Origin of the sequence: uncultured Sphingopyxis sp. (assembly GCF_900078365.1) — a bacterium.
Lineage (GTDB): Bacteria > Pseudomonadota > Alphaproteobacteria > Sphingomonadales > Sphingomonadaceae > Sphingopyxis.
Genome location: NZ_LT598653.1, coordinates 2,188,046 through 2,212,418 on the forward strand (window position 1 = coordinate 2,188,046; position 24,373 = coordinate 2,212,418).

The following is a 24,373-nucleotide window of genomic DNA, read 5'->3' on the forward strand; positions in this document are numbered from 1 at the left end:
CCGTCCCGTTCCGAGGATGACGTGGCGCGCCATTTGCTGCGCCCGCTGTTCGACGATCGCCGCGAAACGCTGCTGCTCGCCGGATTCGACGCATTCGACCGCCTCCTCCGCCTCGAATGCGTCGAGGGCGATGCGAGCGGCCGCTGCACCATCCCGCCGCGAAGCTGGCGGGCCTTGCTCGGCGGCGGGATAACGGCGGTGGTGATGGCGCACAACCACCCCTCGGGCATCGCCTTGCCGAGCGACGCCGACATCAGCGCGACTCACAATGCCGCGCTCTTCCTGCGCACCCTGGGCATCGATCTGGCCGATCATCTGATTTTCGTCGCGGACGGTCATTTCAGCTTTCGAACTGCCGAAATGATCTAATCGCTGCAATCGCATTGAATGTGCCGATTGGCGCTTGAAGTTCGCAGATTGCGCGTCTAGAGGACCGCCCTGCCTTCGCGGCGACCCCGGTCGGCGCGCAGATCGGTCGGGGAGTAGCTCAGCCTGGTAGAGCACTGTCTTCGGGAGGCAGGGGCCGGAGGTTCGAATCCTCTCTCCCCGACCAGTTTCTTTTGCAATCAACAGCTCTTGTAAGATCGGCCGACAATCCCTAGATTGTCGGTACGCCGCCATGGTTTTCCCCCTTTCCATCGCGGCGAGTGTCCCGTCAGCTTTGGCGCGGACGCGTCCTCCCTGGACCCTGGCCACCTCGTACTTCGGTACGAGGTGGTTTTTTATTGGCAATCATATCCTTTACAAACGGGTGGCGGTATGACCGTTTTCGGCCGAAAGCTGCCATTAAATCCTCCCTGCGGCAGAGTCGTGGGGAGGGGGACCGCCGAAGGCGGTGGAGGGGCTGCGACCTTGCGCTACCAGCCCCTCCGTCAGTGCTTCGCGCTGCCACTTCCCCATGCCTACGGCACAGGGAGGATGTTTCTTTCATCGTCACCCCGGACTTGATCCGGGGGTCCATTCGCGCGACGTCGGGAAGAATGGATCCCGGATCAAGTCCGGGATGACGAAAGACTGGAAACGACCGAAAAGCGACGCTCAGTATCCCATAACTTCGTCATTCCCGCGAAAGCGGGAACCCAGCGCGGGATCAGCCGACGCACGCACTGGGTTCCCGCTTTCGCGGGAATGACGAAGGTAGGGAACGCCCGCTCCCCACCCCAAAGCCGGCACCCTCCGGCGCGTTTGCAATCGATATGATCGCCTTCTATTCGGCGGCTTGCGGAAATATTTCGGCGTCGGGCCGCGCTTCTCCGAGCTCGGCGACAAGGTTCGCGAACCAGCCCGCGAGGCGTTCGACCCGCGTCCTGTCGGGCAGGCGTTCGTCCGACAAGTAGAGGCTGCGGTCGATCTCGATCTGCACCGCGTGAATCGCATCGCCGGGCCGGCCATGCGTGCGGACGATATGCCCGCCCGGATAGGGTCGGTTGCGTACCACCCCTTCGCCCAGATGCGCCGCCGATGCCGCCACCCGATCGATCAGCCATTCGCCCGCGCTGCTGCCGAAGCGGTCGCCGATGACGATTCGCGCGCCGTGTCCCGGTTGCCCGGCCGGAATCGGGGGCATCGAATGAAGATCGATCAGGATCGCATGGCCGAACCGGCCCCGCGCCTCCATCAACGCTTCGGCGAGCGCGGCGTGGTAGGGTCGGTGGAAGGATTCGAGTCGCCAGTGCAGCGCCGCGCCGTCGATCGGCCGCGTCCACAAGGGGCCGCAATCGAACAGCCGTGTCGGGACGACCCCTAGCCCGGCCCGCTCCTTGCGTCCCGGCGCGGAAAATTGCGCGCGCAGCGGCAACGCCACCTCGCCGGGCGCCATCTGCCCCTCGCCGCGATTAAGGTCGGCGACCGCGCGCGCCCACAGCGCCTGCACGACGGTCGCCCCCGCCCCGGTCGCTCCGGCGGCGAGCAGATCGCACCAGCCATCCTCGAGCCGTTCGAGTTGCGATCGCTCGACTCGCGCCGCCGCGAGTATCTCGGGCGGATAGATGCGCCCGGCGTGCGGCACCGACACCACGACCGGCCCGCTCGTCCGGGGCCGGTTGACAGCGATGGCGGCAGGCGGGATGCTGCGTGTCGGCATCGCCTGGACGTGGCAAAAAAAGCGCGACGAATCCAGCGTCGCGCGTCAATTTGTTAAATCTCTGACGCTATCGCCGGATATGGATAAGGGGCACCGCCGCGCGGAACCGGCGACGCCCGAGGACCAGGGAACAGATTTCGAATGATACGCATCCTGCTGGCCGAAGACGATGATGTGATGCGCGAGTATCTCGCGCGCGCGCTGACGAGTGCCGGCTATCACGTCACCGCGGTCGATCGCGGCACCGCCGCCGTTCCCTATATCGATTCGGGAACCTTCGACCTGCTCCTCTCGGACATCGTCATGCCCGAAATGGACGGGATCGAACTCGCGCAGCACACCGCGAAGGCGGCGCCGCAGACGCAGGTGATGTTCATCACCGGCTTCGCCGCGGTGTCGCTGCGCGCCGAGGAAAATGTGCCGCAGGCGAAGCTACTGTCGAAACCCTTCCACCTCAAGGATCTGGTGCGCGAAGTCGACAATCTGTTCGGGCGCGCCGACCGGTCGAACCAACAATAGCCCTCTTTTCCGCTCACGCGGAGGCGGCACCGGCCCGCTCTGTTCCGGTGCAACCGGAACGGACTCGAAGGAAGGGCTTGCCAAGCCGCGCCGAGGCCTTTAGGGGGCGCGTCACCCCAAGGGATGGGCGTGTAGCTCAGTGGTAGAGCACTGTGTTGACATCGCAGGGGTCGCAAGTTCAATCCTTGCCACGCCCACCATTAAAAACGCCGCCAGCCCGACGGGTTGGCGGCGTTTTTGATTCCGAACCGTGAACAGGTTCTATTACCATCATCCCGGCCTTCGCCGGGATGACGAGATCGATCGAAAGCGCGTTACGCCATTCCGCGCGCCAAGTCACCACGCGATGCGTCGCCGATCTGGCTGCCGCCGTCGCAGTCGAGAATCGTGCCGGTGATATAGCCTGCGGCGGGCGAGCAGAGGAACACCGCCGATTCGGCGACCTCTTCGATCCGGCCCCACCGTTTCATCGCGATCCGGTCGTAATGCGCCTGCCGCGTCGCGGCGTCGGGCGCGAGGCGCTTCATCCCTTCGGTATCGGCGATCGGCCCCGGCGAAATGCCGTTCACGCGCACCTCGGGACCCCATTCGAGCGCGAGCACGCGAATCAGCTGGTTGATCCCCGCCTTTGCCGCGCAGGCATGCGCCTGCAGCGCGGAGGCGTTGACCGCCTGCCCCGCCGAAATCGCGATCAGCGACGCGCCCGGCCGATTGAGCAGGTCGTGACAGCCGCGAAACACGTTGAAGGTGCCGTTGAGGTCGATGTCGACGACGGTGCGAAAGGCGTTCGCCGACATGCCGAGCACCGGCGCGAGGAAATTGCCCGCCGCACCCGAAATCACGATGTCCATCGGGCCGAGTTCGCCCGCGGCCCGCTCCATCACCGCGCGGATCGCCGCATAATCGCGCACGTCGCCCGACAGGCCGAGCGCCCCCGCGCCGATATCTTCGGCCGCGCGCGCCGCCTTGTCGGGATCGCGCCCGGCGACGGCGACCTTCGCGCCCAGCTCGGCAAAGCGTTTCGCGATGCCGAGGTTGATGCCGCTTGTGCCGCCCGCAACAAAAGCGGTCGTTCCTGCCAACAGATTATCCCGAAATGTCGACATCGCGCTCATCCTCTCCTTTACGGTTGACGGCGACCCGAACGATGCGGGGTTGACGGATCGAAACCGGTCGCCTTTTGAAACTGGAACAGACAGCAAGGATGATCCGATGGCAAGTGCCGGCCCGACCTCGAACAGCTTCATTTCGCAGCGGCTGAAGCTGCACTATGTCGACTGGGGCAATCCGGACGCGCCGCCGTTGCTGCTCGTTCACGGCGGCCGCGACCATTGCCGCAACTGGGACTGGGTCGCCGAAAAGCTGAAGGACCGCTATCACATCATCGCCCCCGACCTGCGCGGGCATGGCGACAGCGCCTGGTCGCCCGACGGCAACTACGACATGGACGGCTTCGTCTATGATCTCGCGCAGTTGATCCACCAGCTCGACCTCGGCCCGCTGTCGATCGTCGCGCATTCGATGGGCGGGAATATCGCGCTGCGCTATACCGGCCTTTACCCCGAAAATGTCCGCAAGCTCGTCGCGATCGAAGGGCTCGGCCCCTCGCCCAAGGTCATCGCCGAACGCGCGAAGATTCCCTATGCGGAACGCTTCCGCAAATGGATCGACGACAAAAGGCAGGCCGCGGGGCGCACCCCGCGCCGCTATGCGACGCTCGACGACGCGCTCGCGCGCATGATGGGCGAGAATGCCTATCTGACCGAGGCGCAGGCGCGCCACCTGACCATCCATGGCATCAGCCGCAACGAGGACGGGACGTGGAGCTGGAAGTTCGACAATTACCTCAACGTCTGGCCCGCCTTCGACATGCCGCAGGACGACATCGCGTCGCTGTGGGGCGCGATCACCTGCCCCACCCTGCTCCTCTACGGCGCGAACAGCTGGGCCTCGAACCCGGAGAAGGACGGACGCCTCCGGCATTTCAGCACGGCGAAGGTCATCGAGTTCGAAAATGCCGGCCACTGGCTGCACCACGACCAGTTCGACCGGTTCATGTCCACGCTAGACGATTTCCTTTAGGGTTTTAGCGAGTTTTCCCTCTTCGCTCGAAAAAAGCCGCGTGTCCCCGCGCAGGCGGGAGCACACAGCTTTTTTACATAATATAGGGAAAGGATTCGCGGTGAATCCCCACAAGCCTTAAGCGGGCCGCGCGCGCATCGGCGCGCCACAGGGTGACGGCATGGCCTATACGGGACAGGTATCGGGGCGGCAGCGCGCGGCGGCAGGCGCCGCGGCGCTGATCGCCGCCGCCGGGGTCGGTCTCGGCCTCGCGAGCGGCCTCGATCTCGACGTCGTTCGCAAGGCCGGCGAAGCGATCACCGCGATCGCGATCCCCGCCCCGCCGCCCCCGCGCGAGGAAACGGCGCCGTCAAGGACGCCGAGCGAAAAGGCCAGCGGCAAGGCGTCGGCAGCCAACAAACACGCCAAGGCTGCAGCCGTCGCCGCGCCCCCGCCGAAACTGCCGCCCGCCGCGCCGCCCGTGACCGCGGCGCCGCATCCGGGTGAAGGAAATGCGCCCTCGGCCGGCGCCACGCCCAATCCGGGGCCGGGATCGGGTGCAGGCGGGCGCGGCGACGGGACCGGCGCGGGCGGATCGGGCAGCGGCACCGGCGGCGGCACCAAGGCCGTTTGGCGGAGCGGGACGATCCGCGACCGCGACTATCCCCGCGAAGCGCGCCGGGCCAGGATCGGCGGCGAGGTCGAGGTGCGCTTCACCATCGAGGCGAGCGGCCGGGTCAGCGGGTGCCGCGTCAGCCGGTCGAGCGGCGACGCATCGCTCGACGCGACGACATGCCGGCTGATCGAGGAACGGTTCCGCTTCAAGCCCGCGACCAACGCGGCGGGGGACCCCGTCGCGAGCCGATATGGCTGGCGACAGACATGGTGGCTCGAGCGACGGTGATTTTGCTCATCTTCGCGCATGGTCCAATGCGCTTGCGACATTGTTGCGAATAATTCTCATTATTATTGACTCTGCGAGTAACTCGCAATAGCGGCGACCCGTCCATCACAACAGGGGTAACAGCCGTGAAGCCAACGACGTCCGCCACTTTCCTGGCGCTCTCCTGCGTCGGCAGCCTGATCAGCACTCCGGCCATGGCGGCCGACGTGGGTGCCGATGCGTCTTCCGAACAGCAGTCCGAGCGCGAACGCCGCGAAGAGCGCGAGCAGATCATCGTCACCGGGCAGCATTATCAGACGCAGCAGGAATCGCCCAAATCGACCCGCCCCGTCCGCGACACGCCGCAGACGGTCACGGTCATCACCGGCGAGACGATCGAACAGCAGAATCTGCTGACGCTGCGCGACATGCTGTCGACCGTCCCCGGCATCACCTTCGGCGCCGCCGAAGGCGGATCGCCCCCGGCCGACTCGATCAACTTCCGCGGTTATTCGGCGGGCAGCGACATCACGCAGGACGGGGTGCGCGACAGCGCCGCCTACAGCCGGTCGGACTCGTTCAACCTCGAACAGCTCGAAATCGTCAACGGCGCCAATTCGGTGCAGAGCGGCGCCGGGTCGGTCGGCGGGTCGATCAACATCGTCACCAAGCGCCCGCTCGACGAAACGCGCGTCATCGGCACCGCCGGCATCGGCACCGACAATTATTATCGCGGCACGGTCGATGCGAATGTCCGGTTGAACGAGTTGATCGCGGTGCGCCTCAACGCGATGGCGCACAAGAATGACGTGCCCGGGCGCGACGTCGATAACTACAAGCGCTGGGGCGTCGCGCCGTCGATCAGCATCGGCATGGCGGGTTCGACCAAGCTGACGCTGCAATATCTGCACCAGGAAGACGACAATATCCCGCAATATGGCGTCCCCTATTACGACGGCCTGATCCCGGGCGTTCACCGCAGCGACTATTTCGGCTATCGCAACGTCGACCGGCAGGAGATCACCGTCGATCAGGCGACCGCGATCTTCGAGCATGATTTCAGCGACAGCTGGTCGATCCGCAACCTCGCGCGCTGGCAAAAGGTCAGCCAGCTGACCATCGTCGGCCCGCCGCAGGGCACCTATTGCTTGTCGACCGGCGTGACGCCGCGGGGCGACAGCTGCACGATCAGCGTCAATGGTTTCGGCGAATTCACCGTGTCCGACGGCTATTATTACATCGGCGGTCCGCGCGGAACGCTCCGCGATTCGACGAACGAGCTGATGTACGATCAGGTCGATCTGCGCGGCACCTTCAGCACCGGCGCGATCGAACATACGCTCGTCATCGGCGCATCGGCCTTGTGGGAAAAATACACGCTCAACAACGGCAATGCGCTGCGCAATGCCGATGGAACGCCCTTCTACACGCGCTACCCGCTGGTCAACATCGCCAACCCGAACGAGGTGGTCGTCGGCCCCGACCTGCCCGATGGTTTCTCCTATGGCAGCAACGTCTATGACGGACCGGTCAACTTCACCTTCACCGGGCGTCAACGCGGCGAGGTCGACAATTATGCCGCCTATCTGTTCGACGCGATGAAGCTCGGCAAGTTCGAGCTCAACGGCGGCGTCCGCTATGAAAAGAGCAGCGGGTCGCGGCGCACCGGCCTGGGCGTGACGGTCCCCGCCGAATATAGCGACAATCTCTTCTCCTATCGCATCGGGCTCGTCTACAAGCCCGTCGAAGCGGTCACCCTCTATGCCGCCTATGGCAATTCCAAGACCCCGTCGCAGTCGTCGGTCAACGGCGCCTGCTCGCTGCCCAACGACGACGGCCTCAACGGCAATTGCAACGTCAAGCCCGAGGGCGCGAAGAATTACGAGATCGGGGTAAAGGCCGAGGTCGCGGGCGGACGCCTGCTGCTGAGCGCCGCGGCGTTCCGCAACGAGCGCGACAGCTATCGCGTCAATTCGGGCGACCCGACGCTGCCCGATCAGGTGCTCGACGGCCATTCGCGCGTCGACGGCATCGCGCTGAGCGCGGTCGGCCAGATTCTGCCCGGCTGGTCGATCACCGCCAACTACACCTATCTCGACAGCGAGATATTGCAGTCGGTGTCCGACTTCTGCCTCGCCAATCCCGGCGAAGGCACCTGCACCAATTCGCCCGCCTTCCCCGATCCGGTCGCGGGCGCGCGGCTTCAGAACACGCCCAAACATTCGGGCAGCCTGTTCACCACCTATGAACTGCCGTTCGGGCTGAAGATCGGATATGGCGCGACCTATCAGGGCAAGTTCACCTTCAACCTGCCCACCGCGACCGCCGATCCCGAACTGTTCCAGTCGGACGATTATTGGGTCCACAACGCCTATCTGGCTTATGATTTCACCGACCGAATTTCGGCGCAACTCAACGTCAAGAATTTCACCGACAAGCTTTATTTCACCCGCATCCGCAACAATGGCTGGGCGACCCCCGGCGACGCGCGGTCGGCGGTGCTGACCGTGTCGGCCGGCTTCTGACGAAGGATGGCGGGGGCGGCAGTGCGCCGTTCCCGCCATTGATCGCACCCGCGACCTGTGGCAGCGCGGCGGGGTAGCGCAAAGGGACAGACCGCCGATGCTCATTGCCGTTCCCGATCTGCTTTCGCCCGCCGAAGTGGCGGACATCCGCGCGATCATCGACGCCGCCGAATGGATCGACGGCAATGCGACGTCGGGCCACCAGTCGGCGCTCGCCAAGCAGAATGAGCAATTGCCCGAGGATGGCGAGGCGGCGAAACAGGCGGGCCGTCTGATCCTCGAGGCGCTCGGCCGCTCGCCGATCTTCTTCGCCTCGGCGCTCCCGCTCAAAATCTATCCGCCGCTATTCAATCGTTATGGCGAGGGGCACGAGTTCGACACGCATGTCGACAATGCGATCCGCCTCAAGCGCGGCAGCGATTTCCGCATCCGCAGCGACCTGTCGATCACGGTCTTTCTCGAAGCGCCCGAAAATTACGACGGCGGCGAATTGCTGGTCGAGGATCATTATGGCGTCCAGCGGGTCAAGCTGCCCGCCGGCCATGCCGTGGTCTACCCCTCGTCGAGCCTGCACCGCGTCACGCCGATCACGCGCGGGCGGCGCGTCGCCTCTTTCTTCTGGCTGCAATCGATGGTGCGCAGCGCCGAGGAACGGCGCACGCTGTTCGACCTCGACCGCGCGGTGCAGCGGCTGACCGGCGAGCTCGGCGGCAAGGACCGCTCGGTGATCGAGCTGACGGGGGTGTATCACAATCTGCTGCGGCTTTGGGCCGATAGCTGAGCCCTCATATCGTCATCCCGGCGAAGGCCGGGATCTCGCCAGAGCGTCATTCTGCACCGGCGAGATCCCGGCCTTCGCCGGGATGACGATTAGACTTCAATCCAGCATCGCTCTCCACGCGCGCGAAACATATTCGCGGTCGCCCGTGATGACGCACGCGGCCAGGCCCTGCTCGTCGGCCAGCCCCATCGCCGCTTCGGGCCCGAGCACGGTCAGCGCGGTCGCCCAGCCGTCGGCCAGCGTGCAGCTGCGATGCAGCACCGTCACCGATGCGACGCCATTGACGATCGGACGGCCGGTTCGGGGATCGAAGCTGTGCGAATAATGCTGCCCATCCGCGCGGAAACCGCGGCGATAATTGCCCGAGGTCGCGACCGACAGATCGTGCAGCGCGATGCGCCATGGCGCGACCGATGCGGTCGGCGGCATTTCGACATCGACCCACCAGGGCTGGCCGTCGGGACGCACCCCCTCGCCGCGCAGTTCGCCGCCAACTTCGAGCAGGAAGTGCCGCACGCCCATGTCGAGCAGCCATTCGGCGGCGAGATCGACGGCATAGCCCTTCGCAATCCCCGACAGGTCTAATGCCGCGCCCTCGGCGCGCCGGATGTGCCGGATCACGGGATCGAAATCGATCGTGCGATTTTCGGGACCAGCGCGCCCTTCGGGCGGACGCTCGACGGGACCCGCGCTGCCGAACCCCCAAGCTTCGGTCAGGCGGCCCATCCCCACGTCGAAAGCGCCACCGCTCGCTCGCGCGATCCGAAGCGCCGCCTCGACGATATGGGCGAGTTCGTCCGGCACCCGATGCCATCGTCCCGACGGCGCGCGGTTGAAGCGCGAGAGGTCGGAGTCCGCCTTCCACTGGCTCATCTGCGCGACGACCAGGTCGAACGCCGCCTCGACGCCACGCATCGTGGTGGCGGGCGGCGCCACTGCGTGCAGCGACCAGCTCGTCCCCATCGTCTCGCCGGAGAAATCTTCGATCGGCGCCCGCGCGTCGCGGCCCGCGAAGGCGGCGGGCGTCAACGCGCGGGGGATCAATATGCGGTCGGTCAGGGCGCGAGCACCTCGAGCGTCGTGACATAGCTCGCGCGGCGCTGCGGCGCCGCCGGCGTCGCGGCGCCCGCCTCACGCGCCGCGCGCGGCGTCGTGACGTTCAACCAATAGAGGCCGGGGCCCGTCCAGTTGACTTCGACCTTGCCGTCGGCGCCGGTCGTGAGGTCCATCTGGCCGAGCTGGTCGCGATAACGAATGCCGCCGGGGATCACCGTGACCGGCAGGCCGGCAGCGGGTTTGCCGTCGAACAGGAACTGGAAGGTCGCGGCCTCGCCCGCGATCAGATCGTTCGGATGGGTGACCGGAACCAGCTCGATCCCCTTGCCCGTCGGCTGGAACAGGGTCGTCGTCGGTTCGCCAACGGTGACGAAAATCTCGTTGCGGTTGTTCGATTCGGCGGTTCGCACATTCGTCGCGCCCGCGGGAATGCGCTCGGCGAGATTCGCCGTCGTCGTGCCGCGTGGCAGGCGCTCGGTCTTGCCATTGAGCTCATAGCTGCCCATCACGCCGTCGGACAGCGACGCGATGCGCCACGTCCCCTTCTGCGTCAGATGGACGTCGAAGGTGCTGCGATAGCGTCCCGTCGCTTTGTTCTCGACCGCCGCTTCGCTGCCGTCGGGCGCCCAAGCCTTCATCGCGTCGAGGCGCATCGGATGATGCTCGAAATAGAAAAGGTCGTTCGAGATCGCGGCGTCGACGGTGACCCACACATCGTCGCCCGACAGCACGGTCGCCGACGGCAGCATCCACTGGCGGTGCGCCGACGCCGGAACGGCCACCGCGGCCGCCAGTGCGGCGGTCGCCGCGAAACCCCAAATATGCTTCTTCATATCGCTGTCCTTTCCTGCTTAGCGGAAGGAAACCGAAACGGCCCCCAATTCAGTCGTCCCTGCGGCGCGCCCGCCCGCCCCGGCCTTCGCCGGCCAGGTGAAGGGAATGCGCAGCAGTTCGCGGCCGCCGACCTCGCGCGCCGCCTCGATCACCAGCGTATATTGACCGGGCGCGGTCGCGCCCAATTGCGCGCGCGTGAAGGAAATCCTGTGCGCGCCGGGCGCGCGCGTCGCACCGGTGATGCCGTTCGCGGGGAAGGTCATCGCGCGGCCCGCGGCGCGCCACCACTGGCGTACGTCGCGAAGCCACTTGGTGCCCTCGTTCGCTTTCATGTCATGGTCGTACCAGACCGCGACGGTATTCGCCTTCGCGCCCTCCTTCTCGACCCAGATCGCGACATAGGGCTTGTGATATTCGGCGACCTTCAGCCGCGGGATATTGACCGTGACGTCCATCGTGCCCGGCGCGGCGGCGAATGCGGGCGCCGTCAGCATGGCACCAAGGCCGATCGTGCCGCCGAGAAGGGCTGTTGAAGTCGAACGTTGCATGGCTGTCTCCCTAATGGATGAAGATGATCGCGATCGCGGCGGGGATCGCGAGGCCGAGCCCGACGAGCGGCCAGGTGCTCCGGCGCTTCGCCGAATGCAGCTGGAGCAGAAAGAGGCCGGTGATCGCGAAGACGAGGCAGGCGAAAGCGAAAACGTCGATGAACAGGCTCCACTCGCCACCCGAATTGCGGCCCTTGTGGAGATCGTTGAGGTAGGAGATCCAGCCGCGGCTGGTGATCTCGCTGGTCGCCTCGCCCGTCGCAAGGTCGATCGCGACCCATGCGTCGCCGCCCGGCCGCGGCGCGGGCAAATAGACTTCGTCGGCCGACCATTCGGCCTCTTCCGATGCTTTGATGGGAAAACTGTCCTCGACCCAGGCGGCGACGGCGGGCGGCAGCGGCGCCTTTTCGGCGGCCGGGACGGCGGCTTTAAGACGCGCGAGCATCGCGGGCGGCATCGTCGCCGCGCCTTCGGTGACGACCGGCGATCCTTCGATGTCGGCGGCGTGGTTGAGCGTGAAGCCGGTGACCGCGAACAGCAGCAGGCCGATCAGGCTGACCGCCGAGCTCATCCAGTGCCACATGTGCAGCTGCTTCAGCCAAAAGGCTTTCCGGCTCTTCTTGGTCGCCGGGCGCGAGGATGTGGGTGCGTGCATCGCAGGGGTCAGGGAAAGGCTTCGGACGGGATCGATGCGAGCGGCATTATCGCGAACGATTCTCAATTACAATAAAATTCAGACGAGCAACCGCGCGCAGTCCGAACGCGAAGGGCGGCCGGACGCGCGATCGAGGCAGGGCCAGGCAGGTTCGTTTTCGGTCGATGGAAATTAGGTGGCGGAGACGGAGGGAAACTCTCCATATGCAAACAAATAGCCTATTATCAGTAACATAAGTAGCATAGCCCTAAGAGATTTTGGATCACATTTTGTAGCAAAAATGGGGCGCGACCTCCCAGCCTCTTGCGGATATGTTCCCGTTATGTTCTCATTCCCACATGAAACACAAAGACCTCTCCCGAGTCGCTGAAACGATCCTTGCCGCGCCCGGATGGGCGCGTGTCGGCATTACCGCTCCCGTTAATCACCTTCGGGTTGCCGCAGCTCATGAACTCGCTCGCGCGATCCTTGAAGACGCCGAGCAGACGTCGAAACATTCTACCGGAGACCAGCTAGGGTTGTCGCTGTGACGTGGGTGGGTGGACGAAAGGTGGAGAGCGGCGCGCAACGCATCTCTTTGAAGCCGCAGCGTGGTATCAGGCGGTCAAACCGGTGTGCCAATGCGGCCATAGCGCGACATTCGACCCCTATGGGATTTGGTGGCGCTTCCAGTGCAAGATGTGGGACGATAGTCTCTGGAAAGCGCGCGAGAAGTTTTGGTGTTCGCGGTGCAAAGCGCGGACAGGAAGGCGGGTGCGGCCGATCCGGCTCGATTTGGTCAAACCCGGTCCCGATGACATCCGGCTCCCCATGCCGGACGAGCGAGAATGGAAGCGGGCGCTAAGTCGCTTCCGCGCATAGGAGAGTGCCCGATGGACATTGAGAACGACGACGCTCTTATCGGCATTGGCAAAACCCATCGCGTGATGATTTGGGACGGGCAGCAGGAGCGCGAGAAGGAACTCCATTGGGGCCTCCCCTCGCGCGATCCTGACATCTTCCAAATCCCGCTCCTAAAATCGGAGACTGCCATTATCGACCGGCCGTGTCTCGTCCTCGCGAATAAGTTCGGATTGGTGAAGCGGGGCCACACGGTTTATTCCGCGAGCCTCATGGAAGAGCCGTTCATGTGCATTGCGGCGACGTGGCGCCCCGGCGGCAAGGATTGGCCCGACAGCTTCGCGGCCCTGACGGTCCCCGCTTACGACGACCTTGCGGCCCATAAGGACCGGCATGTCGCTGTGGTGCCGCCGGACGACCTTTTCAACTGGCTTATGGGAACGCGTCCGCCGCTGGACATTCTCCGGCCGTTCCCCAAAGGTAGCTTCAAGATCACGCCGCCGATCCAGCAAAACTTTGACGAGCTGCTCGGCGCGGCCTGACGGGAACCGCCTATGTGCAACTTGGTGACGTTAAACTCCACGGTCGATGAGGTTGCATCCTATTTCAAAGCTCGCCGCCCTACCGCGACGAACGCCAGCCCCGGCGATGTCTATCCGGGCGGACAAGGGTTCGTGGTCCGCAGTCACGAGGGCACGCGCGTCGTTCAGTCGATGACGTGGGGCTTTCCTGTCCGGCTCAAGCACATGAAGCCGACGAGCAAGCCGAAGCCGGTCAACAACGCCCGCGACGACAAGCTCCTGACCTTCTGGCGCCCTTGGTTCACCAATCCGACCCATCGGTGCCTCATCCCGTTCACGTCTTTCGCCGAGGCGGAGGGCGAGAAAGGAAAGATGACGCGGACATGGATCGGCGTGGCTGACCAGCCTCTCGCAGCTTGGGCGGGCCTATGGCGCCCGACCGACGAATGGGGCGACTGCTACACGGGCGTCATGGTCGATGCGACCGAGGAGCTTTGGGACATTCACGACAGGATGCCGGTGATACTTCAACCCGAGGATCATGACACTTGGCTGCATGCCCCGGCGGAAGAGGCGATGGCACTCGTCGCCAAGTATCCCGCAAACCGTCTGTCAGTTCGACGAACAGACGAACCATGGCTTGCTCGACGCGCAACCGCACCGTCAGAGCAGGCCAATCTGGGCATCTAGGTCGCCCACCGTCTCGGCTCACCGACAAGACCCGAAGGGCGGCGGAAGGCGGTTTAACGGGATAGGAGGCAATGGAACCTTAACCACCTCCTCGCCGAAAACGGTCTCGCCAAGGCTAGACAACGGTCGCCCCCAGTCGTCGATCCTTACCACAGCATACACGCCATCTGGAAAGACCGCCAACACCACAACCATCTGTCCGGGGTGCAACAATTCGGAAGGCACAGGACAGCTATACCGCAGGAAGCATAGTCGATCGCCGATCCCAATGTCGCCACCGCCCGCCCCCGGCGTCAAGGACACGATCCGCTCCCGGCGAAAGTCTGGACGAAGTGAATTGCAACAAGCACCGTCAAGCACGTTGTCATAATTCGCAGCTGCCGAAGCGAGCGAAGAAACCTATCCTGTTCCGTCATATGCCCTACACCGATCCCATTACGGAAAATTTTCCCGGCGAGGACAGGCATAGGGAGCCAAAATAGTAACGTCAATACAGCGGGTTACATGTGTAGGTGGCAGCTCGACGAGCCATTTTGCAACCCGTTGCAACCGAAAGCTGGTGACGGCCGAGATTTTCTGTCTATTGGGACTGGCTCCTATCCATTTCGAGGAGCCAATCTTGATTTCGCCTGCCTGCCCCCATTGCCGAGAAGTTGTCGCTGTTGATGGTGAATTCGATGCGGAAGGTCTCCTTCAATCGATTTCCCATTCGCGCGCCGCGCCGACCTACCTCTGTGGACCGGCAGAGCGCGCCCTACGTCAGTGGTGCCGTCAGTCAGCTAGGGCATCGGCGGCAACAATCCAACGCCTCCACGATGCTGGCCATTTCAAGCACGCTCGGCGCGCACGCAACAGCCACCTCGCGAAGACGACCGTCCACCTTGACGCCTTATTCACGGCGGCGCGAAGGCGCTGGCCGACGCAGCAGCATATGTCGGATCGTAAGCGCGAAATGGTGCGCCGCAAGCGGGTGCAATCCGTATTCGAGAAGCTGCCGCAGGTCGGGAAACTGACGCGGTCCGCGCAAGCACAACAATTTCTGATCGACAAGGACAACGGCCGAGGAAAGCGGCCGGTCACATCCTTTCATTGGGTGGATCGAGCACGACAACTCGTGCTCCGTTCTGCTCTCACTCCCTTTGCGAACCTCCATCAAGGCCAGTTCATGCTCGCGCGTGACCGAAGCCGACGTGGACCAGCGGCGGTTCGCGAAGCTCTCCTCGCGGCACTCGCCAAACGAGGCGCGGCTTGCCAGTTCCTGCACTTCGACGTCGAAAACTTCTTCGGGTCGATCTCGCATGGCTGGCTGGAGAGATGCCTGGGCCTCGATCCAGCGGTGACAATGCGTCAGGTTCATTTGGGCCGAATGACAATTGTTCCTACCGGAGAAATGGCCACCGTTCATGCCACGCATGAAGCAATCAGAGAGGGGGGCCAGTGGGGCATCCCACAAGGCTCGGCGCTCTCCTGCCTTATCGCCGAGCAGGTGATGGCGGACATCCTTCGCAGCGCCGCTGTCTTCGAGGAATGTCCGGTATTCGTCTGGTCGGACAATGTCGGGATGCTTGTGCCTCTGATCTGTCCCCTTCTGAGTGGTCCAAAATTGATGATATTTTGGATTACGAAGGAGATTATGAATGCCGAGCAAGAAGCATCGCCCGGAAGAGATTATCGGGAAGCTGCGTGAAGCGGAGGTTGTGCTGGCGCAGGGCGCCACGACGGCTGAAGCGTGTCGCCGGATCGCGGTCAGCGAGCAGACCTATTATCGGTGGCGCAAGGAATATGGCGGCCTGAAAACCGACCAGGCGCGTCGGATGAAGGACCTGGAGAAGGAGAATCTTCGGCTTCGGCGTGCGATATCCGACCTCACTTTGGACAAGCTGATATTGCAGGAAGCTGCCCGGGGAAACTTCTGAGCCCCGCGCGCCGAAGGCGCTGTATCGACCACATCAGAACGATGATTCCGGTGTCCGAGCGGCGGCTCTGCCGCGTACTCGGGCAGCACCGATCGACACAGCGCAAGGCGCCCCGCGGGGCAGATGACGAAGCGGCTCTTACCGAGGATATCATTGCGCTGGCGCGGCAATATGGTCGTTATGGTTATCGCCGGGTGACGGCGTTGCTGCGCGATGCGGGGTGGCATGTGAACCGCAAGCGAGTCGAGCGCATCTGGCGACGCGAGGGGCTGAAGGTGCCGCAAAGACAACCGAAACGCGGGCGGCTCTGGCTGAATGACGGATCGTGCATCCGGCTTCGGCCCGAGTATCCCGGCCATGTCTGGTCCTACGACTTCGTCGAGGGCCGCACCCACGATGGTCGCAAATATCGTATCCTGTCGATCATCGACGAGGCGAGCCGGGAGTGCATGGCGTTGCCCGTGGCGCGTAAACTCAAGAGCGACGACGTGCTGGCGGCGCTGGCCGAACTGTTCGTCACGCGCGGGCCACCAGCGCATATCAGGTCTGACAATGGGCCGGAGTTTATTGCCACGGCAGTGCAGGAATGGCTGGCGAAGGTCGGTGTGAAGACGCTCTACATCACGCCCGGATCGCCCTGGGAGAATGGCTATTGCGAAAGCTTCAACGGATCGCTGCGCGATGAACTGCTCAACGGCGAAATCTTCTACTCGCTCGCCGAGGCCCGGATCCTGATCGAGGCCTGGCGGCGACATTACAACACCGTCCGGCCGCACAGCTCGCTGGGATATCGGCCACCGGCCCCGGAGGCCGTTCCCTCGCCAGTGTTGCCCTCCGGTTCCGCTTCGCTCCACCTACGGCCAACACCGGCGAGGGAGGCGTCAATGCACTAACAATCCACCCGGACCACTCGGTGGGGGCCGGTCAGTGATGGCGGACATCCTTCGCAGCGCCGCTGTCTTCGAGGAATGTCCGGTATTCGTCTGGTCGGACAATGTCGGGATGCTTGTGCCTCGACATCGCGCAGAAGAGATCGCCGACCTTGTCCGTGGAGCCTTCGCGGCCCACGGCGCTGGCCCCTTCAATCTTCGCGACACAATCTGCCGCGACGTTACCGATGAGTTCGAGTTCCTTGGTGTAAATTACCGGCTCGTCGATGGTGTTGCCCCGCGCGCTTACATCGCGAGGGCAAAGGTGGATAATTGGTGCATCAAAATCGGCACGAACATCATGCACGCGAGCCTCTGCGAGCTGGACGAGGTTGCCACTCACATTCGAGAAAAGGGCAATGCCTGGGGCTGGTGGTCGGGCTGGGATCAGGTCCAACAGAATTTGCACTGGATGATTGCGAGCGCGCGATCGCAGCCGCATCATCCAACAATTGGAGAAAATTCAGGTCGTAGCGCAGCAGCGCGAAACGGTGTTCTTTGAAATATTAAAGTGCATCATCGTTTCCTTGATACTTGCATTATTCGCCGTCCGCCATGCACGGACGCGTTCCGGGTCTACGGCGCGAGGGCGACCCAAGCTGGCCTTCCCTCTATGGGTCTTTCCCGTCTTTGCGAGAGCGTCGCGAGCCGCTGATCGGCCCGCATCGCATCGCTCCTTGATCCGTTGCCGCTCCATGTCGGCGATTTGCGCGAGGACCGCCACGATCAGTTCACCAACCCCCTTGCCGATCGGACCAAGCCCAACGACATCGAGCACAACTCCCTGTTCGATTAGGTGGCGCACCGTGGATTGGACATCGAGTGCATCACGGCCCAGCCTGTCAAGCGCGTAGACGCAGATCGTGTCGCCATCGCGCACGTATGAGAGAAGCTTGGAGAAGCCCGGCCTCGAAGCTGCCAAGGTCGAACCACTGACGCCTTCGTCAGAAAACTCACGGTCAAATGGACCGGCCAACGCCCGGCGCTGCGCTTCAATGCTCTGCCCGCCTGTAGACACCCGAAAATATGCGATGCGGCTCATTCATTTCCTCGCCCACCCAAAAGATACCCTGCCTTTATGGGCATTACCCAAAAGTGCAATCTTTATCTTTTGGGGCAGGTGAACTTGGAAATTTGCCATGCCCCATAAGTTACAAGATGTGGGGCGCGGACAAACACGCGCACCGCTAGTGCAATAATGCCGGCGATAAATTCCCATTTCCGACTTAAGCCCGCCGCTCAATTACGCCTTGGTTCAACCGATCCTTGCCGTTGCAATGATTACCTTCTCTGCAAGAAACCGAAGAAGTGGGAGTTCCCGCATCAACACGCGGGACGCCTCTTCGCCCGGCACATATCGCTCCTTGCGTTCATAGCGATCAGAAGAATGGACGAGTGCGTTGCGGATGGTCTTTATTCGCTTGGCGATCGGGCCAAAAATATGGCCCGCTTTGAGGTTCATTTTATCGATCTCATATCCAAAACAGGTAGTTTTTTCCGTATATATTTTGGACGCAGGCCGATCCTCATACTTCTCAATAAACCGCAAAAGATCACCCTCGTCTACAAACTCCAGCAAAACGCCCTTTAGCATTTCGGTCTCGTCACTTTCACGACCATGCTCATCCACCGATGCAATAATTCTGTCGAGCTGTTTTTGACGTGCTGAAAAAGCCGGGTCATTTACGATCCGTTCCAGTCGATTATACAACCTGTTGTCGGATACAGAAACGAAATAGTATTCTAATATGTGATAAAATGAAATGAACGACGTGTATGCGTCATCAGATGATACAGCTCTCTGGTAAAACTTCGTTACAGCTCCATCATAGACGACATTTTTTAATGGAAACTCGTCTCCTGATACTAATCGATCGAAGCGCAACTGACGTTCCCGACGACGCTCGGCCATCGTCATCGGCCAGCTAGATCTCAAACTTAAAGCCATATTCTTGAGGTATGTTAGATCAAAAAGGCAACTTTCGATCATCTCTTGGCTTCTTTCGAGAGATGCCGCATCCCAGTTTTCTGTGAGATTGCACACCCGAACAGTGAGCATCCCTCGAAACATGTCAGTCGAGCCACTCCTCGCAATGCCGATGCGGCGCATTAGGCGTTCTTGGAAGAACGGAAACTGCTGACCTTTGTCGCGATAAAAATTCCGAAACAGGGCGCTCGGCGCACCGATTTCGATAAACGGGTTTCCGGCTTGGCCATCCCCAAAGCGGATGGTCCGTTCGCGCTCTGCGAAGCCGAAAATCGGTCCTCGGTAAGCGTCCAAAGGTTCTAACCATTGCTCGCGTAAACTGGGACCTAAGACGCAAGTCTCGACCGGGCCGATTTCGATGGCGGCAAGATCGTCAGCGACCTCGGCAAATTCCTTAATCTCATCGGCACTTATTGCTAGGACCGGATAGTCTCGCCGCTTATCAAAGAAGCAAAGCTCTCCCTTGGCCATCGGTCGCTCTTCAAATCCGTAGCCGATGTAAATCTCACGAAGGCGATCTTTCGCATCTTCAATCTTCATCAGTTCACCTCAAGAAAACTAGCACTTATCTTACTCTGATTCACCTCAAGCCATCGCTTCGCTTCAGCGTAATCGGGCATTATTTTGCCTACGAGCGCCCAAAAAGCTCGTCCGTGAGATCGGTATCTCAAATGCGCAAGCTCATGGATTACTACATATTCAAGCACGCGCTTCGGAGCGAGGATCAGCTCCCAATTAATCAGAATATTGCCTTCAGGCCCGATTGCGCCCCATCCCCCGCTTAGGCTCGCGACGCGAATGGAGCGGGGAATGAAGCCAATGCGTTGCTTATAATCAGACAGGATCCCCGCCACGTCGATGCGGGCCCGTTGCTTCAGCCAAAGTTTCAGCTCTGTTGCGACGAGGCGATCCGCATTTCCATCAACCCAGAAAGGCAAGTCGACGGTAAAACCGTTGCGATAGGTAATAATGACTCGCTCCGCATCGGTTCGTCGGACGGTCAGCGACAAATTGCGGCCGCGAAAAGGTATCTTCGATCCGGTGATGAAACGCGGCACCGAATGACGGTTCCCCACGATGCGTTCCATGTCGCGCACGGTGTTAAAGAGCCATTCTCGTTTACGGTCAAGGAAGCCCGCTACATCGTCCTCGTTGTCGCTTGTGAGCGCCAACACCTCGACATGGCCCGGCGTCACTGTGATGCGGCGCTCCGACGCTGTCGCCGACCGGCGAAGCTCATAGGCTATTTCTTTCCGGCCAATCTGGAGCGTCGGCATCAGGCTCCGCTCCCATAGGCATGGACGGCAAACTCCTCGACCTTCTCGCGTATAGTCTTTGTCTCGCCGATACCGTGATCGGTCAGGATGCGCCGCACCTGCTGCCGCAGCGACCGGAGATAGGCTTCCATGTGAGCGAAGGCGGGCTGTGTAGTAGCGGCATCGGAATAGATCGCACCGATGGCGATGGCTGCCTCCTGCAAGGTGCCATGATCGGCATCGGGCACGATCGCCTCAATGATACGCAGGATCGAAAAGGCGTTCTCGTCCATCCCAAGTTCGGCGTGCGCACCCTGTTCGGCTTCGATATCTCCGGTCAGCCCCTCAAACTCACGCAAGCCATCGGCTGCGGCGACCTGCCTTTCCTCGAAGCGGCGGATGATCTCCAGCACCCGCTCGGAGAAGCGGCCATATTGCGCCGGGTTCTTGTCCACCAACTCGCGGGTGACGCGGCGAAGCTCGGCTGATTTGCGAACGAACGCTTCTTGCAGTTCCAGTTCGTCCTTGCCCTCAATGGCAAAGTCGTCGGCGAACACTGGATCGGTGATGTTGCGCAAGCGGATGGTCGTGGAGAGGCCCGTCACATGGACATGCGTTTCAAGCATCTCCCTGATCTTGGCGGAATAGCTCCGATGGTCGAGGCTCTCGTCCTTGGCGATGGCCTGTGTCGCCAACCGCAGGAAGGCGGATGCCCATTTCACCTCAGCGGTGAAGTCCAGGATTGCGGGATCAGGCGAGAGGTCAGCATAGACCTTGATGAAAATCCGGGCGAACCGCTGGAGGTCGAACCAGTCATCCTCCTGCCCCCCGGCTGCCAGCTTGGCGGCCGCATAGGCGGCGGCTTTCTCGTCCAGCCCGTCAAGTCCCATGGCGCGTTTATGGGTGCGGTAGCGGGCATGGGCTTCCTTGAGGTCGTTACGCAGGATGGCGATGTCACGCATCGCGTTTTCGACATCCTCGGCGCGATAGGATTGCAGCGCCTCGTCGAGATGATTGGTCACCCCGATATAATCGACAATCCGCCCGTTGGGCTTCTCGATCTCTCCGCCGTTAGGCAGCTTGATCGTGCAGGTGCGATTGGTCCGGGCGATGGCTTGGAGCAGGTTGTGCTCCTTCAACGGCTTGTCGAGATACATGACATGCTCCAGCGGAGCGTCGAAGCCGGTCAGCAGCTTGTCGCAGACGATCAAGAACTGCGGGTCTTGCCCGAACGCCTTGAACCGCTTCTTGATGTCCTTCTCAGCGACATCGTCGAGGTAATGTGCCTCCAGCCCCGCGCGCAATGCGGAGACGTCCGGGTTCTCGCTTGGCTTGTTGTCTTCTTGGCTCTTGGAATAGACGCACGCGATCATGGCGTCAGCCTTGGCCTGTGCCTCCTGGGCATCCATGCCGCCGCGCACCAGATCGGCGGCGATGACGGTAGAGAGCACAGCGCGGTAGAGGATCACGGCTTCCCGATCCACCGCGACAATCTGCGCCTTGAAGCCATCCGGCTGGCAGACGGCCTTGAAATGCTCCCAGATGTCCATGGCGATCAGGCGGATGCGTTCCGGGTGCTTGGCGATGGTGGCGAGGGTCAGGCCCTTGCGCTTCAGTTCCTCGCGCTTGTCGTCAGGCAGGTCCACGAACCAGCGGTCGAAAAGGATGTCGATCTCGGCCTCATTGATCGCCCAGTCGGCTTTACGGCCTTCATAGAGGATCGGCACGGTCGCACCATCGCGCACGGCGTCGTCGATGCCGTATTTGTCGAGGTATCCTTCCCCGGCGATGCTGAACCGGGCATAGGTGTCCTTGTCCGTCGATTTGATCGGGGTGCCGGTAAAGCCATAGAAATGGGCATCCGGCAAGGTCGCTTGCAGGAACGCGCCCAAGTCCTTTTCCTGGGTGCGGTGGCACTCATCCACCAACACGATCCAGTTGGTGCTATTCGGGATCGGGTCTTTCGATCCGGCGAACTTGAAGATGGTGGACAGCAGTATTTGCCCGTTGCCGCCCCGGTTTACCGCTTCGCGCAGCGCCGCGACCGATCCGCATTGAGTGGGGTTGGGCAGGCCGCAGGCGACGAAGGTTTTGCTGATCTGGTCGTCGAGGTCGATCCGGTCGGTGAGGACAAGGATGTTGGGGTTAGCAAGCGTCGGCGCGTCGAGCGTCAGGTGCGTTTTCAACTTCAGGGCGAGGAACACCATGGTCAGGCTCTTGCCCGAACCCTGCGTGTGCCAGATCAGGCCCTTGCGGTGCGCGCCCGTTGCAACCCGTTGCACGGCCTTGTTGACCGCGCGGAATTGCTGATAGCGGCAGACCTTCTTGATCTTTCGCCCCGTTTCCGGGTCGATCTCGAACACGATGAAGTGGGCCAGCAGGTCGAGCAGGCGCGACGGCTCACATAGGCACCAAAGGTCTTTGGCGAGATCGTCGGGGAAGTCATCACGATGGCGCGGCCAAGCATCGGGCCAAGGGGCATAGAACTGTGAGGGCGCGCCCGTCGCGCCGTAGAGCGTCGCCATGCCATCAGTGACGAGGTTGAAGGCGTTCGGGTAGAACAGCCGGGGGATGTCCCGCTCATACTGCTTGATCTGCTCAAAGGCTTCCTCGGCCTTTGCCGTAGCCTTCAAGGGGGATTTGGCCTCGATCACCACCAGCGGGATGCCATTCACGAACAGCACCACGTCCGGGATACGCGGGCGCTGCGCGGCGACGCGAAACTGGTTGGTCACATGGAAGACGTTACGGCTGGGGTTTTTGAAGTCGATCAGTGTAATGGGGCGGTCACGGTTCTCACCGGACAGTCGGCGAGAATAGCCTCCGCGCAGCTTGCGCTGCCACTCCTCGTTGTCGGACAGGGTGGACAGGTCGCTATAGATCGCCTCAGCATCTTCCGCGCCGATGCTGTTGAGAGTGCGCAGGGCCTCAATCAGCACAGGCTTCAGAATGACCCGGTTCTCCTCCTCGCGCATCACCAGCGCCTGTGCCGTGGACAGCACCTGCCAGCCCATCGCGACCAGCGCATCGAGCGCGGGCTTCTCGGCGAGGCGGTATTCGCTCACGCAGGCACCCGCACGCGACCGGAGAGAAGATCGGACATGAGTTCGGATTTGAGAACTGATAGCGCCTCAACTGCGCTGGCTTGCTCCCGAACCGCATGTTCGCTTTCCTTTGCGAGAACTGTCCGTTCTTGCTGAACATCCATTGGTGGCAGCGCGAATGGCAACTCCGCGAGCTTCGAGATGTAGATGTGCTTCACCGAACTGCCGCCACTGTCCGCAAGCATCCGTTCTTGGCCAGTCGGGCATTGAAGCAGGTATGACAGGAAGCTGCCGTCGATCTCTTTTGCGCTCGGAATGAGAACGGCGACGGATTGGTTGATGCACACGTCGCCCCGGTCCACCCGAGCGACCCGCCCCAGTGTGCCGTCCTTTGTCACCAACACCGCGCCAACAGGTGGCCTGCTCTTGTCAGATATGTCGTTGGAGTAGGCTGCCGGTGAAGTGTGTCGGGCCGAGTTGTAGTCAATCCAACCGTGTCGCACATTGGCGGCGGTCAGCATCCACGGCCCTTCATCAGTCGTCGGCATCGGATTGGTGAACCCGTAGGTCACCCGCTCACAAACCTGCCCAATGGTTGCCGCCTTACCGCTGTCCTTGGCTGAAAAGCAGATGCCGAACAGAGCATCCAGCAGCAACCTGTGAACGGATTCGTTTGCCGTAAGCGCGGCTTGCGCTGTCGTAATCGCCTCATCTACCGACTGCAACACCTCGGCGATCCGCCGCTGCTCGTCGAGGGGTGGGAGGTCGATAGGCAGCAACTTCGCCGTGCCGCGACTAAGTTCTTTGAACGTGCTGCCACCCGCCGCCGCGACAAGGTTGGGTCGCTGTGCGATCAGCCACTGCAACAGAAACGCAGCGTCAAGGTCACGACCCGTTGTGAAGGTGATGAAACCCTGATTTGTCGTCATGGGGACGGAGTTGATGGCCGCGAAACCAATCGTCGCCCGCGAAGTCATCAGCACGGTGCCGGGCGGGTTCAACGGCAATGAGCACTCTGCCAACGCCCTGTCTGACACCATCCTTTCAGTGCTGGCGATGGTGCTGACGCCGGTTGGTAGCGACGTGATGTCCGAAGGCGTCACCCACGGAACCGATGCTCCATCCCAATACTCGGCTTCGCCCCGTGCTGGCGTGGTGCCACCGCCCAAACGCGCTACGTCACCGAGACGCAGCGAGCGCCAGGCATCGGGGAACCCGTCAACATCCCGGTCCACTTCCGCCACA

The 24,373-nt window shown here is 62.2% G+C and carries 24 protein-coding genes and 2 tRNA genes; 15 read left to right on the forward strand and 11 right to left on the reverse strand.

What is annotated here, in order from left to right:
* Positions 1-21: 21 nt before the first annotated feature.
* Both QZL87_RS10025 and QZL87_RS10030 read left to right on the forward strand, forming a co-directional pair.
* Entirely contained in the window at positions 22-369 is a 348-nt protein-coding gene (locus QZL87_RS10025; RefSeq protein WP_295318827.1) for a JAB domain-containing protein, read from the forward strand.
* A gap of 107 nt (positions 370-476) precedes the next feature.
* Positions 477-553 (forward strand) — tRNA-Pro (locus QZL87_RS10030).
* Positions 554-1,207: 654 nt separating this feature from the next.
* On the opposite strand, the gene QZL87_RS10035 is transcribed toward QZL87_RS10030, so the two are convergent.
* Positions 1,208-2,083, reverse strand: a complete 876-nt coding sequence (locus tag QZL87_RS10035; RefSeq protein ID WP_295318829.1) for an N-formylglutamate amidohydrolase — start codon at positions 2,081-2,083, stop codon at positions 1,208-1,210.
* On the opposite strand from QZL87_RS10035, the gene QZL87_RS10040 reads away from it, so the two are divergent.
* From QZL87_RS10040 to QZL87_RS10050, 3 genes are all read left to right on the forward strand, one after another.
* Positions 2,067-2,228 (forward strand): hypothetical protein, encoded by a 162-nt coding sequence (locus QZL87_RS10040; RefSeq protein ID WP_295318831.1) that lies wholly within the window; start codon positions 2,067-2,069, stop codon positions 2,226-2,228. The two genes, QZL87_RS10035 and QZL87_RS10040, sit on opposite strands and share 17 nt — an antisense overlap.
* A complete protein-coding gene (cpdR, locus tag QZL87_RS10045) occupies positions 2,225-2,602 on the forward strand; it encodes a cell cycle two-component system response regulator CpdR (protein WP_295318833.1) in 378 nt (125 codons plus the stop codon). The genes QZL87_RS10040 and cpdR overlap by 4 nt, the downstream gene beginning before the upstream one ends.
* 125 nt (positions 2,603-2,727) lie before the next feature.
* A tRNA-Val gene (locus QZL87_RS10050) sits at positions 2,728-2,802 on the forward strand.
* A 114-nt stretch (positions 2,803-2,916) separates the two neighbouring features.
* Here QZL87_RS10050 and QZL87_RS10055 read toward each other — a convergent pair.
* Positions 2,917-3,708 carry an SDR family oxidoreductase gene (locus QZL87_RS10055; protein ID WP_295318836.1) on the reverse strand — a complete coding sequence of 264 codons (792 nt, stop codon included), beginning with the start codon at positions 3,706-3,708 and terminating at the stop codon, positions 2,917-2,919.
* Positions 3,709-3,814: 106 nt separating this feature from the next.
* Here QZL87_RS10055 and QZL87_RS10060 point away from each other — a divergent pair, with 106 nt between their 5' ends.
* The 4 genes from QZL87_RS10060 (at position 3,815) to QZL87_RS10075 (ending at position 8,852) form a co-directional block, all read left to right on the forward strand.
* Complete coding sequence (locus tag QZL87_RS10060) at positions 3,815-4,684, forward strand: alpha/beta hydrolase (RefSeq protein ID WP_295318838.1); 870 nt, start codon at positions 3,815-3,817, stop codon at positions 4,682-4,684.
* A gap of 160 nt (positions 4,685-4,844) precedes the next feature.
* A complete protein-coding gene (locus tag QZL87_RS10065) occupies positions 4,845-5,567 on the forward strand; it encodes an energy transducer TonB (RefSeq protein WP_295318842.1) in 723 nt (240 codons plus the stop codon).
* Between the two features lie 125 nt (positions 5,568-5,692).
* Complete coding sequence (locus QZL87_RS10070; RefSeq protein WP_362987064.1) at positions 5,693-8,071, forward strand: TonB-dependent receptor; 2,379 nt, start codon at positions 5,693-5,695, stop codon at positions 8,069-8,071.
* 97 nt (positions 8,072-8,168) lie between these two features.
* The gene (locus QZL87_RS10075) at positions 8,169-8,852 is read left to right on the forward strand and encodes a Fe2+-dependent dioxygenase (RefSeq protein WP_295318845.1); all 684 of its coding nucleotides are present in this window, start codon (positions 8,169-8,171) and stop codon (positions 8,850-8,852) included.
* A gap of 96 nt (positions 8,853-8,948) precedes the next feature.
* Here QZL87_RS10075 and QZL87_RS10080 read toward each other — a convergent pair whose 3' ends face one another.
* The 4 genes from QZL87_RS10080 to QZL87_RS10095 all read right to left on the reverse strand — a co-directional run bounded on the left by QZL87_RS10080 (position 8,949) and on the right by QZL87_RS10095 (position 11,945).
* Positions 8,949-9,881 (reverse strand): FAD:protein FMN transferase, encoded by a 933-nt coding sequence (locus QZL87_RS10080; protein WP_295318848.1) that lies wholly within the window; start codon positions 9,879-9,881, stop codon positions 8,949-8,951.
* Between the two features lie 26 nt (positions 9,882-9,907).
* On the reverse strand, positions 9,908-10,741 hold the full coding sequence (locus QZL87_RS10085; RefSeq protein WP_295318851.1) for a DUF4198 domain-containing protein: 834 nt from the start codon (positions 10,739-10,741) through the stop codon (positions 9,908-9,910).
* 18 nt (positions 10,742-10,759) lie between these two features.
* Complete coding sequence (locus QZL87_RS10090; RefSeq protein WP_295326840.1) at positions 10,760-11,236, reverse strand: DUF2271 domain-containing protein; 477 nt, start codon at positions 11,234-11,236, stop codon at positions 10,760-10,762.
* Positions 11,237-11,300: 64 nt separating this feature from the next.
* Complete coding sequence (locus tag QZL87_RS10095; protein ID WP_295318854.1) at positions 11,301-11,945, reverse strand: PepSY-associated TM helix domain-containing protein; 645 nt, start codon at positions 11,943-11,945, stop codon at positions 11,301-11,303.
* Between the two features lie 338 nt (positions 11,946-12,283).
* On the opposite strand from QZL87_RS10095, the gene QZL87_RS10100 reads away from it, so the two are divergent.
* From QZL87_RS10100 to QZL87_RS10125, 6 genes are all read left to right on the forward strand, one after another.
* Positions 12,284-12,475, forward strand: a complete 192-nt coding sequence (locus QZL87_RS10100) for a DUF6771 family protein (RefSeq protein ID WP_295318857.1) — start codon at positions 12,284-12,286, stop codon at positions 12,473-12,475.
* Positions 12,476-12,817: 342 nt separating this feature from the next.
* On the forward strand, positions 12,818-13,327 hold the full coding sequence (locus tag QZL87_RS10105) for a hypothetical protein (RefSeq protein WP_295318859.1): 510 nt from the start codon (positions 12,818-12,820) through the stop codon (positions 13,325-13,327).
* A 12-nt stretch (positions 13,328-13,339) separates the two neighbouring features.
* Complete coding sequence (locus QZL87_RS10110) at positions 13,340-13,996, forward strand: SOS response-associated peptidase family protein (protein WP_295318861.1); 657 nt, start codon at positions 13,340-13,342, stop codon at positions 13,994-13,996.
* Positions 13,997-14,615: 619 nt separating this feature from the next.
* A complete protein-coding gene (locus QZL87_RS10115; protein ID WP_295318864.1) occupies positions 14,616-15,683 on the forward strand; it encodes a reverse transcriptase domain-containing protein in 1,068 nt (355 codons plus the stop codon).
* Positions 15,634-16,805 (forward strand): IS3 family transposase gene (locus tag QZL87_RS10120; RefSeq protein WP_295318867.1). Its coding sequence is split into 2 segments (ribosomal slippage): positions 15,634-15,898 and positions 15,898-16,805, totalling 1,173 coding nucleotides; the frame shifts between segments, so codons are not numbered across the junction. Before QZL87_RS10115 ends, QZL87_RS10120 begins: the two co-directional genes overlap by 50 nt.
* 37 nt (positions 16,806-16,842) lie before the next feature.
* Entirely contained in the window at positions 16,843-17,343 is a 501-nt protein-coding gene (locus QZL87_RS10125; RefSeq protein WP_295318870.1) for a hypothetical protein, read from the forward strand.
* Here QZL87_RS10125 and QZL87_RS10130 read toward each other — a convergent pair.
* The 5 genes from QZL87_RS10130 to QZL87_RS10150 form a co-directional block, all read right to left on the reverse strand.
* On the reverse strand, positions 17,305-17,883 hold the full coding sequence (locus QZL87_RS10130) for a recombinase family protein (RefSeq protein ID WP_295318873.1): 579 nt from the start codon (positions 17,881-17,883) through the stop codon (positions 17,305-17,307). The two genes, QZL87_RS10125 and QZL87_RS10130, sit on opposite strands and share 39 nt — an antisense overlap.
* Positions 17,884-18,096: 213 nt before the next feature.
* Positions 18,097-19,368 carry a hypothetical protein gene (locus QZL87_RS10135; RefSeq protein WP_295318875.1) on the reverse strand — a complete coding sequence of 424 codons (1,272 nt, stop codon included), beginning with the start codon at positions 19,366-19,368 and terminating at the stop codon, positions 18,097-18,099.
* Positions 19,368-20,105 (reverse strand): SprT family zinc-dependent metalloprotease, encoded by a 738-nt coding sequence (locus QZL87_RS10140; protein WP_295318878.1) that lies wholly within the window; start codon positions 20,103-20,105, stop codon positions 19,368-19,370. The genes QZL87_RS10135 and QZL87_RS10140 overlap by 1 nt, the downstream gene beginning before the upstream one ends.
* Positions 20,105-23,149 carry an HsdR family type I site-specific deoxyribonuclease gene (locus QZL87_RS10145; RefSeq protein WP_295318880.1) on the reverse strand — a complete coding sequence of 1,015 codons (3,045 nt, stop codon included), beginning with the start codon at positions 23,147-23,149 and terminating at the stop codon, positions 20,105-20,107. Before QZL87_RS10145 ends, QZL87_RS10140 begins: the two co-directional genes overlap by 1 nt.
* Positions 23,146-24,372, reverse strand: coding sequence for a restriction endonuclease subunit S (locus QZL87_RS10150; protein ID WP_295318881.1), 1,227 nt, complete (start codon positions 24,370-24,372; stop codon positions 23,146-23,148). The genes QZL87_RS10145 and QZL87_RS10150 overlap by 4 nt, the downstream gene beginning before the upstream one ends.
* Position 24,373 lies beyond the last annotated feature (1 nt).

Coding starts and splice junctions, on each gene's coding strand:
- QZL87_RS10040 (WP_295318831.1), top strand. CDS start 2,067: ATGCTGCGTGTCGGCATCGCCTGGACGTGGCAAAAAAAGCGCGACGAA.
- QZL87_RS10035 (WP_295318829.1), bottom strand. CDS start 2,083: ATGCCGACACGCAGCATCCCGCCTGCCGCCATCGCTGTCAACCGGCCC.
- cpdR (WP_295318833.1), top strand. CDS start 2,225: ATGATACGCATCCTGCTGGCCGAAGACGATGATGTGATGCGCGAGTAT.
- QZL87_RS10055 (WP_295318836.1), bottom strand. CDS start 3,708: ATGTCGACATTTCGGGATAATCTGTTGGCAGGAACGACCGCTTTTGTT.
- QZL87_RS10060 (WP_295318838.1), top strand. CDS start 3,815: ATGGCAAGTGCCGGCCCGACCTCGAACAGCTTCATTTCGCAGCGGCTG.
- QZL87_RS10065 (WP_295318842.1), top strand. CDS start 4,845: ATGGCCTATACGGGACAGGTATCGGGGCGGCAGCGCGCGGCGGCAGGC.
- QZL87_RS10075 (WP_295318845.1), top strand. CDS start 8,169: ATGCTCATTGCCGTTCCCGATCTGCTTTCGCCCGCCGAAGTGGCGGAC.
- QZL87_RS10085 (WP_295318851.1), bottom strand. CDS start 10,741: ATGAAGAAGCATATTTGGGGTTTCGCGGCGACCGCCGCACTGGCGGCC.
- QZL87_RS10090 (WP_295326840.1), bottom strand. CDS start 11,236: ATGCTGACGGCGCCCGCATTCGCCGCCGCGCCGGGCACGATGGACGTC.
- QZL87_RS10095 (WP_295318854.1), bottom strand. CDS start 11,945: ATGCACGCACCCACATCCTCGCGCCCGGCGACCAAGAAGAGCCGGAAA.
- QZL87_RS10100 (WP_295318857.1), top strand. CDS start 12,284: ATGAAACACAAAGACCTCTCCCGAGTCGCTGAAACGATCCTTGCCGCG.
- QZL87_RS10105 (WP_295318859.1), top strand. CDS start 12,818: ATGGACATTGAGAACGACGACGCTCTTATCGGCATTGGCAAAACCCAT.
- QZL87_RS10110 (WP_295318861.1), top strand. CDS start 13,340: ATGTGCAACTTGGTGACGTTAAACTCCACGGTCGATGAGGTTGCATCC.
- QZL87_RS10125 (WP_295318870.1), top strand. CDS start 16,843: ATGGCGGACATCCTTCGCAGCGCCGCTGTCTTCGAGGAATGTCCGGTA.
- QZL87_RS10130 (WP_295318873.1), bottom strand. CDS start 17,883: ATGAGCCGCATCGCATATTTTCGGGTGTCTACAGGCGGGCAGAGCATT.
- QZL87_RS10135 (WP_295318875.1), bottom strand. CDS start 19,368: ATGAAGATTGAAGATGCGAAAGATCGCCTTCGTGAGATTTACATCGGC.
- QZL87_RS10140 (WP_295318878.1), bottom strand. CDS start 20,105: ATGCCGACGCTCCAGATTGGCCGGAAAGAAATAGCCTATGAGCTTCGC.